This window comes from Paenibacillus elgii NBRC 100335 (assembly GCF_004000865.1).
Classification (GTDB): Bacteria; Bacillota; Bacilli; order Paenibacillales; family NBRC-103111; genus Paenibacillus_G; species Paenibacillus_G elgii.
On sequence record NZ_BIMB01000013.1, the window covers coordinates 22,215 to 34,800 of the forward strand.

Sequence of the window (12,586 nt, forward strand, 5' to 3'; positions counted from 1 at the left end):
TTTTTTGATCCTTGACAATTAGACAATCGGTGCAAAAGGTAAGGAAAACGAGTTGCCTGTAACTGGAGTGAGCTCTCTAATCACTATTCTCTCGCATACACAAAGAGCGCCCTTCGTTTGTCGGGCGCTCTTCTGCATGCTATAGCATCGCCAGGATGCTTGGATCCTTAATTTTGCTGTCTTCCGCCAGCAGCAGAAGCTTGGACATAATTTCTGCTGTGCGCGGATCGCTGTCGGCGAACGGCAGGAACAGGCGACCGCGGCTTTGCGAATGAACAGGCAGAATGGTAAGCGCGCCTGTCCCTTTTTTATGCACGATGCCTGAGCCCATATGGACGGTGTATTCGCCAAGTTGGCCTGCAACATGCGCATGAGAGCCTTCCAGCCGCACATTTTCGACCTTCAGCAGCATGAGCAGCTCTTGGGCAATCGCGATGCGCATTTCCACGGTCGAATGACTGGCCTCCGGATCGACGCCGCCGGCGTGAGCTACGCTGACGACGAGGTCGATGTCGCGCATCACTTCCGAGAAAATCACCGGCGGCACTTCCGCCAGCTTGACCGCTTCCATCGTCTCGCGGTTGAAGAACTGCACCGTCTCCAAGGTTGGCGGTTCAATATCGGCCGGCGTAAACCAGTCGGCCATCGCATACATGCGGGCAATCAGGTTTTCCTTGTAGTACACCTTTTGCAGCCCTTCCTCGTAATCGACGGTCCACGTGCGGCCCCGCAACAAGGCTACCGTCCGCTGAGGCTGAACCTGATGGCCGGCGTAACGGCGGGATACCGTAACCGCAGCCGTTTCATCAGCATTCAGACGGTAGTATTCGCGAAATACCTGCTTGAACGGCTGCTTGATCTGCCGCACAAACAAGTCCCGTTGAAAATCGCTCCAGCGCCCGGACGCATAGAGATGAACCGGATGGGCAAGCAGCAGCTCGGCATCCGACTGCAGTGTCAGCAGGCTGCCGTCCGGCTGGCGCAGCGTGAATGCGTCCGCCCCTTGGTCCGGCTCTTGCAAATATCCGATAACGCCTTCCCCTGTCTCCGACCCTGCCGCATCGATCCAGACGAGATGGCGCACGAGCGGCGCAATGACCGGATTGCGAATGATCGCCCCAAGCTCTTGCGCGGTGAAGCGCGTGCCATTTTCCATCGCCTGCTCGAAGCTGAGCTTCGCACGGGTATACTGATCCTTGAGCTCCTTTTGCGTCTCTTTCATGGCCAGTACCAGCCCATCCTTGCGCAGGGCAGCCGGTATGCTCTTCTGGGCTTTGCCGCCCTTCTCCACCTTCAGCTCCACTTGACCTTCATGATCAATTTCCAGCCAAAGCTTCGTGCCCTGAATATCTTGCGGGAAAAAATAAGCCGCGATTTCTCCGATTTTTTCAGCTTCAAGATCCCAGGTCATCCGATTGACATCGCCGTAGCCCGCATTGCGCGCCAAATTTTCGAGGGCTATGGCTCCGGCCTTTCCTTCGCTTTCGCGACGCTGAGCACCGAAATGCCTGCTTTCCGCCAGAAACTGCTGGATAAACTCATACCGCTCCAGCACTTCCCGCTTGTCTCCGACCGCGATTGGCAGCAAAGCATAGCTGAGCAGCTTGTCCTTATTTCGGGCAGAGCGGATGCCCTCCACCAGTTCCTGCTTGTCCAATTTCCCCAAGGTGGCATCGGCGAACAACTGCGCGCGGCGGTGCGAATTGCCGCCATCGGTAATATATTTGGCGCAGCTGTACAGCAGGTCAAAACGCTCTGCGCCGAGCGTTTCATACGCGCTTCTGAACCAATCTCCGTCGAAGGCGCCGTCATTGAAGCTTTGCGGACTGATCGGCGAGAAGATCGCCACTTCCGTCTCCTTCTGCGCAGAGAAGGTTTCGTTAATATGAGCGTGGAAATACCATGCCGCACTCTTTAAGCCCGACCAGCCCAGGTGCTGCTGAACGATATCAACCCATTGCGGCGCATACATGGCCGCTTCCAGCAAGCGCTGCTCGGTCAGATCCGTCTTTTCCAGCAAGGTGGCGAGCTTTGCCGCATCTTCGCCTTTGGCGGGATAACAGCATTTCAGCAGCGAGCTGAGCACGGCCTTCTTTGTCAGGCTGCTATTGTAGACGTAACCGCGCTGGAACGTTTCCTTCCCCAATCCGGTCAAAATAGCGACAAAGAAGCGCATGCCTTCAAATCGCTGAATCGCTGACGACAGCTTCGATACATCTGTCGGCAAATCGCCGCGGCGCGATTCGATTTCGACAATACGGCACACTGCCTGCTCCAATAGCGGCCTCACGCTCGGATCGCTTTCCAGCAGCGGCTTGCTCCAATTCGGATGCGTTAACAGGCGGATGAAATCTTTTGCCTGGTTCCCTGTCATCATTTCACGCAAAAGGACGCCGTCGCTGATCAGCCCCAGATGATGCGCACGCATATAAGAATCGACGGATAACGTAGCGCTGTCGGCGCCCTTTAACAGCCTGTAGCTGGCATAAGCGGTGAAGAAATATTCCGTAAATTGCTCGTCACTTCGCGCGCATTGCTTTGCCCACATCAGCCACTGCCCCAGCAGGCTCGATCCCAAAGCCGGAAAGAGAGCTCCATCCTGCTGCCAATGAATGGTTCCTTCGTCCAGCTCCGCTCGCGGCAGCATACACTGCTCCACCGTCAGCCGTGCCCGCAATGAACGGTAGATGGCCATACAAACCGTAAAGCCTTCAGTCAAGTCGGCTTCGCGAAACAACAGTTGAATCAGCTGATCGGTTTTTCTCCTATGCTTGAGCTTTTCCAGCGCCTTGTCCAACTGCTGCGTTTTTGGCTTATCCTGCACATCCGCATAGAGCTCAGTGAACCACTGCTTTTCCGCGGCATAGCTGATCGTATGGTCCGCCCCTCCGAGCATAAAGACCAGCATGCGCATCGGCGTCAGCTGCAAATCCTGCGCAGCCTGGCGCCATACCTCCGGCAGCGGATAGCTGTCCAGCCTATCCTCGGCAGCCTCTTCGCCATCGGCTTTTTTTACCTTGGCCAGCCTGTACGTCTGATTGCCGAGCAGCACCTTTTCGGAATAGTTGTTGTAATATTGCGCTTCATACTCATAATTGTAATGCTCCTCAATGAGCGCTTCAAAATGCAGATAAATCGCCACAACATCGTTCGGCCGCCACGCCACATACTGCCTCACATATTCCGCTTCCCGCTCAGCTTGCTGCCGATACGATGCGTCGATCAGCTCCGGATGATTGAATCCGGGCGGTATCGCCACGTTCTCATTCACATCGTACAAGCCGAAGCCATTCTCGGCGCCATCGCCCGCATCTGCGGCATGCAGCAGCTTATCGATCAGCACCTGCTCCTGTGCTGTTGCCCGCCCCTTCTCATGCAGCGCTTGAACATGGATCTGCACTTGAGGATAAAGCGCTTGCCGCTGCCCATCCTGCTGCAACGATTCGGCAATCGCAAGCCCGGCCAGCCGCTGCTGTTCATTCGAGACGGACAAAAGCTTACCCGCCGCCCGCAGCAGCTCCTCCTCGGTCTGCTGCATGAGCAGCGTAATGCAGGCTTGTCGCAGGGTGCCTGTTTTCAGCTTCAATAACTCAGCAATTTTGTCCAGCTCGGCAGCGGCAAGCGCCGTTTGCCCGAGCAGCTTAATCGCCGCCTCGCGGTTGCTTGTGCTTTTATCATTCAACGCTTGCAGCAAATACTCGCGATGTTTTCCGGAGGCGGCAGCTCCGATCAAATTAACCAGCAAACCGTACCGCAGGTTCGAGCTCATCCGGTCGCTGCAATCTATCAACTGCTCAATCATTGCGGCATCCCGATCATAGGCCGCCAACGTCATCATGCGCCGCAATAGCTCATCGGCATCTAGCGTTGCCACTGCCCAAGGGAATACGCTCTCCCTAAAGGTTTTGGTCGCTTTGAGCTGCCTTAGCGACTGCAATAGAGCATGGAACTGTTCGCGCCGCTCTACAAGGTCTTCGCTGATCGGGGAATTGCTCAAATCGATAGCCCCGTCCCCATAATGGTAGGCGATGCGATAGTCGGCATAGAGGCTGTTCATCAGCCAAGCCATCTGCTCCGGGTCATCGACGGCTGCCGGCAGATGTCCGCTTGCAATCCGATGCTGCATCTCCGGCTGGTTCAACTGGGCCAGGAAGTATAGCGAAGCCAGCTTCTTATATCTGGCACCGTCCTTCAGCACGCGCTGGATGCGCGTCGTGGCTTCGCCAATATCATAAGTCGCCGCCGCCCACAGCGAGAAATAGTAGACCAGCGAATCTTCGCTATGCTCCGCTTCCTCCCGGTAGCTCTCATCCGTCAGAGCGCGCAGGGCAAGCTCCAGACATTTGCGGATGACCGCCGGCTTCTGATCGGTAAAGGCAAGCCCTGTCCACGTATCGAGTGCCCGGATCACCGCACTGAAGCGCTCCAACTGATGCTCCAGCACGATGCGAATCAAGTAGACGGCGGCCTCAACGGTTCCTTCGTCCAGACTTTCCATAATGTGCTGGCGCAAGCCCTCCTGCAGTCTGGCCGCAATCAGGAGACGCCCCAGCATTTCGTAGGCTTCAACGCTATGGCTCTGCACAATGCCGCGAATCATCGGCCTTGTCAGCAGCGCCGTCTGATTTTCGCCAAACATGATGTCTCTAAGCGCCTCAATAACGGTCTCATTACCCCTATCGAGCTCGCGGGCGATGCGATCGCCCATAATAGAGTCATCCGGCAGAATGATATCATGCCTCGTCAAATAATCCTGCAAGGTGCAATCATAGGCAAGAGCATTATAGTAATATGTAATTGTCGCCAGTATGGCTTCCATATAATGAGCCAGATTGCGGGAACGATAGCCTTTGCGATAATAGGTTGAGGTTGAATAGGCACGCAAAATACGGCGCCGCAGCAAATCCAGCAGTTCTGCCTCGTTCTCCTCTCCGAACAGCAACACCAACGCCGATGACAGCGGTCCATCCCACAGCTGCTCGGCATCGGTCATTTCACCAATCGGACATGGATAGACGCGATTCAATTCGGCCATAAACAGCTGCTCCCGCTTTGTCTTGTTCTGGTATGTAGCGGTCAAATAGTCCAGCAGGCTGAAGGCTAACGGATAGTGCTCATGATCCTTCTTCGCCTGCAATTGCTCAGACAAGGCATCCAGCGGCTCACGCTTATACTCAAGATGAATACGTTCTGTCATGTCAAACTCCTCTCCTATTAGCGCATCATTCCCGACAGCAGGGTCAGTCGTATAAAGGTAAAAACCGATCCGGGCGCAATCGTCAGCGGCGCCTGCAAATCCTCCACAACTGTGTCATGAATCAGCACTTTGTAAATGCCGTCCTCAAATGCCTGCAAAGCCGTCTCGACCGCAGCAGTAGCATTTGCCTTCCGGTCGTCATAAGCCGCCTGAAAGCCTACCTTGCCGGATTCAGCCTGCTCCTCCAGTTGTCCGGGGCTTAAGTAAGGAAAAATGGATTGCTCGATGCTGCGCGCGTTAAAACGCTGCACTTGATCCGTTACAATCGCCCGAATCGCATCCCCCAGACACTGCACATCGTCAGGCAGCGCCGCCTCAATGAGCTCCAGCACCGGACGCCTTTTGCCGGCCGCTTTGACTCTGAAATAGATCTGCACCCCTTCGCCTCCTGTCAGCAAAACTTTGTCACCCTGCGAGGGCAACAAATGATAGTGTCATTATATCATGCTGTTTCTTTTTGTTCCCCTTTTTTTGTGAAAATACGAACAGACAACTACCTATTCTACCCGACCTAGTACGTATGTCCCGGTTTCACTCCACATATGCCGGGACTCTAGCAGTAAAAAGCCGCCAATTGGCGGCAATACATATAATCAAATTTTATATGTACAGGCTAATTCACATTATTGGACTGGTTGCATCTTAGGATCTCCGCATGGTCTATTCGAAAGAAACCGGAATCATCACCAGAACTGCAAATCATCATTACATGCTGAAATAGCTAACCGAACTTTCGAGCGAGCAGTCTAGGTTCTTCGTTAAATATTCTTCCAAACGCGTTGAAGGTACGGTCAAATCGAAGGTCGGTGTCGGCCGATCTTCTTCACCCAATCTTTTTCAATTCCTCATAGGTACGTTCTAAACTTTCTGAATCATGTACACGCACCTTCAATTTCGTGGTAGTTTCAATTCCTCATAGGTACGTTCTAAACTTGGCACTCCTGAATCTACGAAAAGCAGTCTAGGCACAGTTTCAATTCCTCATAGGTATGTTCAAAACTACGATCCGAATACGAAGACGTTCGTGCATAAGGAGGTTTCAATTCCTTATAGGTACGTTCTAAACGGTGTAACGAACTTATATTGTACGATCGTATTTGCGTTTCAATTCCTCATAGGTAAGTTCAAAACCCGTTTATTTCGGGTCACCTAGCTCCGATATAAAGGGTTTCAATTCCTCATAGGTAAGTTCAAAACATCCACTGTCAACGACGTTTACGCAGGAACTTCGGTATTTCAATTCCTCATAGGTACGTTCAAAACGACGATCAAGAACGTACTTGGACCGCTGGCCGGCGTCGGTTTCAATTCCTCATAGGTACGTTCAAAACTCAGTGTATGACCCGAATACAAAGACGTTCGCATAGTTTCAATTCCTCATAAGTACGTTCAAAACCTGACCAGCCGGCTTGCTTTAGGCGAGAATGACGGGTTTCAATTCCTCATAGGTACGTTCAAAACATAGTGGGGAGAAGGCTTATTGACCTTCTCCGGTATCCGTTTCAATTCCTCATAGGTACGTTCAAAACGTGATCCGGGAGGGAATCCCGGCGGCGATCCGGGAGGGTTTCAATTCCTCATAGGTACGTTCAAAACGCCGGGCCGCTCTCCTAGCCTTGAGAGGAGGGGAAGTTTCAATTCCTCATAGGTACGTTCAAAACACTGAAACCTTGTTCGTGTTGGGCTTGTCTTGATCGTAGGTTTCAATTCCTCATAGGTACGTTCAAAACTACATGTTTGTCAACGATTTAATATCAGCTGAAGAATGTTTCAATTCCTCATAGGTACGTTCAAAACCAGCATATAGTGGTTCTAAAGGAGCGTCATACTGAGTTTCAATTCCTCATAGGTACGTTCTAAACCCATAAAAATCCCGCCAATAAGCCATTTCTACATATTCAAGAATTACGTATCGAGTCCAGCAAACACCGTAATCCCTTTTGCCGCCCGACTATCCTTGTCGTCGATCCCCCGGCTTTTTTGCAGCATTGGGGGTCGACGACAAGCAGCGTAGTTAAATTATAAGCCTTTGTCCACCTTTTTCCAACCCATAGTCACCTGAATTTAATGTGCAATCATTGCAAAAATGCCTCGCACTTCTACCTTACCACAAGCTTTGAATACTTCGTAACTTTTTTGATACTTGTACAATACCAAAAATAGGAGTAAAATCATGACCAAAGTCATTTTATGACCGTAGTCATTTTTTTTAAAAAAAGGCGGTGACCCTCCCCGATGCTTAGAGCATCCCGAAAGCAAGAACTGAAAGAGCGCATTTTCACACATGCCATAAAGCTGTTTAAAGAAAAAGGCTTCGATAACGTTACGGTCGAGGAAATTACCCAAGCCTGTGGGATCGCAAAGGGAACGTTCTATAATTACTTTCCGAAGAAAGAAGCCGTACTGCTTCATCTAGCCGTATCCCAACTCGAATCCGTCCATGAAACCATCCAAAACAACAAAAACATGCCAGATCTGAAGCAACAACTGCTGCACCTCTTCAGCAACTTGTTTCATCAGTACGCCGAACAACCGGACATGGTCAGACTGGTCGTGTCGGAAATGATGCGCGCCGACATGTTCATCAACGCCGAGATGAGAATCATCGAAAAGTTCAGGCAAGCGCTCGCTGCGCTCCTTGAAGATGCAAAAGACAAAGGGCAGCTCGCGAAGCAAGCGGCCAGCGAAGATATCGCGGCGGTGTTGACCGGCGTTTATTTCAACTCGCTAATGATCTGGCTTTCGGCTGGAACCGATGCGATTCAAATCGAGACGTTATTTCAGCGACATTTCGATATCGTGTGGGAAGGCATACATCCGGGAGGAGCTGTAAAACAATGATAGCCATTATCGTCATCTCTGCCCTGCTGCTTATCAGCATCAGCGGTCTCCACGTTTATTGGGCCTTCGGCGGCACCTGGGGTTCGGGCAGCGCGATACCGGAAACTAAAGCACAGCAGCCCGCTTTCGTACCGGGTAAGGCCGGAACACTTGCCGTCGCTTTTCTGTTGATTGCGGCATCCGTGCTGCTATTGATGGAAGCGGGACTCATTAAAGCATTTTCCGGCTTTTTTGTCGTTACTTGGGGCTGCTGGGTATGCGCGATCGTATTCGGACTGCGAGCCATCGGCGACTTCCGGTACGTGGGCTTAACAAAAAGGTTACGAGGAACACGCTTCGCCACCATGGATAGTTATTTGTTTACGCCTCTATGCTTGTGGCTCTGTCTTTCTTTTATCTTGGCGCTCCGAATGGGAGGGTGAATGCCGGGGGATTGAGGAGGGCTTTTGTGCGTTCGGGATTTATCCGGCTGGCATCAGGAATCACGATTGCGCAAAAGACTCTGAGTCGATTGGAGTCTGCCCAACATGGCCGAGAACAAACGCCGCTCTCTGGTCAACCGATAATTTGGGTACAACGATCAATTCGTAATCTGACTGCTTGTACGTTTCAAACAAGATGTGATACGTAGCCAGCGCCTCTTCAAAATCTTGTACTCTTTCGCTGTCCGTTTGGTAGATTTCTTTCCAAGGCGGCAAAATAAACACCTGCTTGTTGTATCTGTACTTCTGAACTGCGGATTCAAGCCTCTCTGAAATGGGAGCATGGATCAAATTAGAGTATGCCAACGTATCAGGAATGCCTCTGTCAAAAAACAACATGTGCCCCGATCGATTGGACAACGCTTTACGGTAGCTTTCGATCGATCTATCCAGCATAAGGTCTCGATACTTGATTGCACTTTTCCAAGGCAAGGCATCCCCACGAGAAGACATCTCCGCTTGAATGATTTCTCTGGCGACTTCCGTAACGTAAGGATAGCCGCTTCTCCGTAGTTCATTCAGCAGGGTGGTTTTACCCGCACCAGGCCCGCCGGTGATAATAATAAAATCATTCCTGAACAATGCATGGTCTATCATTTTTTAGTTCTCCTATCAATCGGCTAGTCCCTTTCTCTGGGCTGCTTATTAATCATCCGCAGGCCACGGCTAGGTTAAACTAAAGAGTCCCTAACCAGTTCGCTGGCCGGGACTTTTTGTTTTGTTATGTCAACCGCCCCATGCTTAATTACTGGCAAATAAAGACCTCCGTTCTTTGATATTCAAGATTGACCATTACGTTTTTCCTTTGGTCCCTCAATAAATGGCACATATTCACTTGCTGGCATCCAAAGCCATTTTTTTTAAATGATCATCGTAAAGTAAAAATTGAGTTATACCGTTCTCTAGTTGCTGTACCGCATATGCCGTCCGAACAAGAGTATGGTTATATGTCAGTGTTACCTTGAACATGCTTTTTCCTTCAGGTTGCGCCAACGCTTTCACCTCTATTTCAAATGGACAATTTGTCTTTTTGTAAGGTATCAAGATAGAACTCGCAAAATACTAATTTACAATAAAGGAAAACACTGTTAATATTATATTGTAGTAAATTATTCCATTTAAAGGAGATGATTTACATTGAAGAAGTTTGTTGTTAATGGTTTGCTGGCTCTTTCGCTTACAGCCGGGATTGTGACCTTATCTGTCGATGCTCCTGCAAAAGTACATGCTGTCAATGTTCAACCAACACAAGCACAAGTACAGCCGTCTGGGTATAGCGCTATTTGGTTTGATCACAATTATTTAACGAGAGATGATTGGTGGGTTACAGCGCCAGAAAAATTAACAGTTACTAGCACCACAAACTACACTCTCCAAGTGAAACAATACAGCTATGACAACACAAACATTGAGGCGGTAAGATATCTAATAGCGAATGAAACGACGGGCAATACTAGTCCATGGTTCGAATTTGTAGGCAACGGCAAACATATAAGATCTTTTACGCTATCACCGGGTACCTATAGAATCGATTACAGAAGTTGGCATGCCACCCCTATCGAGATTAGAGGTGACCTCTTCCCCTCATAATCCCTGCTCTCCCCCACTAACCATGTGGGGGAGTCGTCATTTACACTTTTTCATTTCATCCCCTCACCCTTTGTCTTGGGATACCTCTCCCCGAGCCCATCGCGCAAAGCTGTGAAGAGACAGTACCGATTCAGTGCCAGCATATCGGCCGGTCGTTTGTAAGGTAACAAGATAGAGTTCACAAAATATCAATTTACAACCAAGGATATTGTTGTTAATATTATATTATAGTAAATTATTCCATTTAAAGGAGATGATTTACATTGAAGAAATTTGTAGTTAATGGTTTGCTGGCTCTTTCGCTTACAGCCGGTATTGTAGCTTCTCCACTCGACAATTCTACTGCAAATGCACAAACTACAGGTAATGGTCAGCGAGTATCAGGTCTAAACCAAGTGCAGCCTGCGGCATCTGATACAATCTACTTCTATGATGATTATGTAGTAGGAGGAAAGTGGATTAGGAGGACAGATGCGAAAATTACAATTACTACTCCTAGACAATATAGATTACAAGTTATTCAAAACTCTCTTGATGGCACTACTATTAATAATGTAGCCTACGATTTAATCAATGAAAATGACTTTCGTGGGAGCAGAGGACCCTTCGACTTTTCAGGCAACGGAAAATTTAGAGAAAAATATATAACGCTTCTCCCTGGAACGTATCACGTCGAATACTTTAGCCAGCATAATAGTCCTATTAAGATTGATGTAACGCTCTACCCGGAATGATTTCATGTTAGCGCAAGGTAGTAAGCATGTTGTCCAAAATTAATCAGGGATTCGGGGTGTCTACTATTAGACGCCCCGATAATTCACCGCCTATTCCCGTATTCAAACTGCATTCTTGACTTTAGGTTGCTTTAGGTACCCAAGCTCGATGGCTATCTCCCTTATGTCTTGCATATCTTCGTCCAGATATCCCAATGCGGGCAATACAGACCGCCGTACCCATTGTTGTGATTCGCGTCATCGTCGCCAAAGATATAATCAAGGAAATCGTTCACCAGTCCCCAGAGAGTACCGCCGTGAGAAAAGGCGTGGCTCTGATCTCGTGTCTTCCCTTCTTTTCCAAGCACCATCAACATCGGCTCGCCGGTGTAATCGTCTGTGTACCAAAGCCGTCCATTCGCCCAGCGAAAAGAAGCAAACCTATCATGTTTTTTCGAATAGAGGAATTGACGGCCTCGGCTGCCGATCTCTCGAGTCAATCGGTTTACGATATCAATCCGTTCCGGATGATCGAATGAAGCTGATCCGGGGAGTGGCTCCGATTGTCCGACTTTACGGACGCGGACCATTTTGCAGAAGTTGATATATGAGATATCCTAGCAATCACTAGGCTCTAAATATTCATCGTATTTAGCTGCCCTTGCTGTTTTGGCAGTTTTGAGAATAGAGTACGCAGGGTAGTTACCCCACATTCCGGCAGGGTAGCTGACCTCATACAAATTTATTTGAAGCCCTCCTATTCAGTTTGAGCAGCCGGAAGGCATCCTCGGCGGTGCCATTCCCTTCAAGCACCCGATAGCGCAACTCGTCGTCGATCGGTCCCCAGATCACGAACTTCCCTCGCTCGTAATCGTCCGCCAGATTGTTGTTTAGGGCCAAAACAAGGAGGAAAAAGCTCTCTCCGTCTTCTCCAGCCTCCGTGATCTATTCGTCCGTCACTCCGACGGCCCGCAGTTTCTGCCGGTTCTCTTCGTTGTCCGCAACAAGGATGTAGGCGTGGTCGCCGCCTTCCTGGTCTATCACTTCGAGGCTGTTCAGAACGTCAATTATTGCTTGTTGTCCGTTAGCCACCTTGTTCCAGTCCCGGACGCTGCAACTCTATCCCCATCACCACGACGCCACGTTTCTGACCGTAGTCGGTAACGTAATGTGATCGCGAAAGCTGCTTCCCGGCCTGTGTAAACTCCTGTACCAGGGTCCCATTCACGCTTGAATATCATACTCTTACTTGATATCCGCGATCGTTCTTACGGATTGTGAACCGTTTTAGACCTGTAGTAGCAGCGTCGAAATATTTCGGAAGCGTCTTTACTTCGTGTACTCGGTTCATTGAGCGGATGCCTCCTTTTCAATTTGCTCTTTGATCAATCCCGTTATTGTGCCAGTGGCGTCTTCCTCGATCCATTCCTCGCAGGAATCGCTTGGACCAGTGTTCTTCCATCCTTTTTCCGGGTCCATATGATGACCGCTGATCCAGCATCCTCCACCAACCAATGCCGCAGCCCCAACATTCGTTGCCCGAAGAGTTCGCTGCATTAACCGTTGGAAAAACGAAATTATGGGATATGTAGGAATGACGTGGTGGCAAGGTTTTTATGGTTTTGAACGTACCTATGGGGATTTGAAACCCACCACTTGAGCGAACCCTTCACCTTCAAATACGCAGTTTTGAACCTACCTAT

The 12,586-nt window shown here is 49.7% G+C and carries 10 protein-coding genes and 1 CRISPR repeat array; of the genes, 4 read left to right on the plus strand and 6 right to left on the minus strand.

Annotation, left to right across the window (positions count from 1 at the left end; translation table 11 throughout):
• Window positions 1-139: 139 nt before the first annotated feature.
• Window positions 140-5,197, minus strand: coding sequence for a DUF4132 domain-containing protein (locus PEL01S_RS12210; protein WP_127460489.1), 5,058 nt, complete (start codon window positions 5,195-5,197; stop codon window positions 140-142).
• Window positions 5,198-5,214: 17 nt separating this feature from the next.
• Window positions 5,215-5,634, minus strand: a complete 420-nt coding sequence (locus PEL01S_RS12215) for a hypothetical protein (protein ID WP_255320106.1) — start codon at window positions 5,632-5,634, stop codon at window positions 5,215-5,217.
• 457 nt (window positions 5,635-6,091) lie between these two features.
• A CRISPR array of direct repeats spans window positions 6,092-7,119; the repeat unit is 30 nt; unit sequence GTTTCAATTCCTCATAGGTACGTTCAAAAC.
• Between the two features lie 373 nt (window positions 7,120-7,492).
• Here PEL01S_RS12215 and PEL01S_RS12220 point away from each other — a divergent pair.
• Complete coding sequence (locus PEL01S_RS12220) at window positions 7,493-8,098, plus strand: TetR/AcrR family transcriptional regulator (RefSeq protein ID WP_127460491.1); 606 nt, start codon at window positions 7,493-7,495, stop codon at window positions 8,096-8,098.
• The gene (locus PEL01S_RS12225; protein WP_108533270.1) at window positions 8,095-8,520 is read left to right on the plus strand and encodes a DUF3995 domain-containing protein; all 426 of its coding nucleotides are present in this window, start codon (window positions 8,095-8,097) and stop codon (window positions 8,518-8,520) included. The genes PEL01S_RS12220 and PEL01S_RS12225 overlap by 4 nt, the downstream gene beginning before the upstream one ends.
• Before the next feature lie 60 nt (window positions 8,521-8,580).
• Here the strand turns inward: PEL01S_RS12225 and PEL01S_RS12230 are convergent, their stop codons facing one another.
• On the minus strand, window positions 8,581-9,177 hold the full coding sequence (locus PEL01S_RS12230) for an AAA family ATPase (protein ID WP_127460492.1): 597 nt from the start codon (window positions 9,175-9,177) through the stop codon (window positions 8,581-8,583).
• Window positions 9,178-9,717: 540 nt separating this feature from the next.
• On the opposite strand from PEL01S_RS12230, the gene PEL01S_RS12235 reads away from it, so the two are divergent.
• Together PEL01S_RS12235 and PEL01S_RS12240 are read left to right on the plus strand one after the other, a co-directional pair.
• A complete protein-coding gene (locus PEL01S_RS12235; protein ID WP_127460493.1) occupies window positions 9,718-10,170 on the plus strand; it encodes a hypothetical protein in 453 nt (150 codons plus the stop codon).
• Window positions 10,171-10,433: 263 nt separating this feature from the next.
• Window positions 10,434-10,904 carry a hypothetical protein gene (locus PEL01S_RS12240; protein WP_127460494.1) on the plus strand — a complete coding sequence of 157 codons (471 nt, stop codon included), beginning with the start codon at window positions 10,434-10,436 and terminating at the stop codon, window positions 10,902-10,904.
• A gap of 161 nt (window positions 10,905-11,065) precedes the next feature.
• Here PEL01S_RS12240 and PEL01S_RS35870 read toward each other — a convergent pair whose 3' ends face one another.
• The 3 genes from PEL01S_RS35870 to PEL01S_RS35255 all read right to left on the minus strand — a co-directional run bounded on the left by PEL01S_RS35870 (window position 11,066) and on the right by PEL01S_RS35255 (window position 12,234).
• Window positions 11,066-11,371, minus strand: a complete 306-nt coding sequence (locus tag PEL01S_RS35870; protein WP_503826319.1) for a YoqU family phage-derived protein — start codon at window positions 11,369-11,371, stop codon at window positions 11,066-11,068.
• A 457-nt stretch (window positions 11,372-11,828) separates the two neighbouring features.
• Window positions 11,829-11,975, minus strand: a complete 147-nt coding sequence (locus tag PEL01S_RS35250) for a hypothetical protein (protein WP_239551572.1) — start codon at window positions 11,973-11,975, stop codon at window positions 11,829-11,831.
• A gap of 145 nt (window positions 11,976-12,120) precedes the next feature.
• Window positions 12,121-12,234: a DUF3850 domain-containing protein gene (locus PEL01S_RS35255; RefSeq protein WP_127460495.1), complete on the minus strand. Its 114-nt coding sequence runs from the start codon at window positions 12,232-12,234 to the stop codon at window positions 12,121-12,123.
• Window positions 12,235-12,586: the final 352 nt, after the last annotated feature.

Excerpts from the sequence above, each read along its gene's own strand:
- PEL01S_RS12210 (WP_127460489.1), bottom strand. The coding sequence starts at position 5,197 with ATGACAGAACGTATTCATCTTGAGTATAAGCGTGAGCCGCTGGATGCC.
- PEL01S_RS12220 (WP_127460491.1), top strand. The coding sequence starts at position 7,493 with ATGCTTAGAGCATCCCGAAAGCAAGAACTGAAAGAGCGCATTTTCACA.
- PEL01S_RS12225 (WP_108533270.1), top strand. The coding sequence starts at position 8,095 with ATGATAGCCATTATCGTCATCTCTGCCCTGCTGCTTATCAGCATCAGC.
- PEL01S_RS12230 (WP_127460492.1), bottom strand. The coding sequence starts at position 9,177 with ATGATAGACCATGCATTGTTCAGGAATGATTTTATTATTATCACCGGC.
- PEL01S_RS35255 (WP_127460495.1), bottom strand. The coding sequence starts at position 12,234 with ATGAACCGAGTACACGAAGTAAAGACGCTTCCGAAATATTTCGACGCT.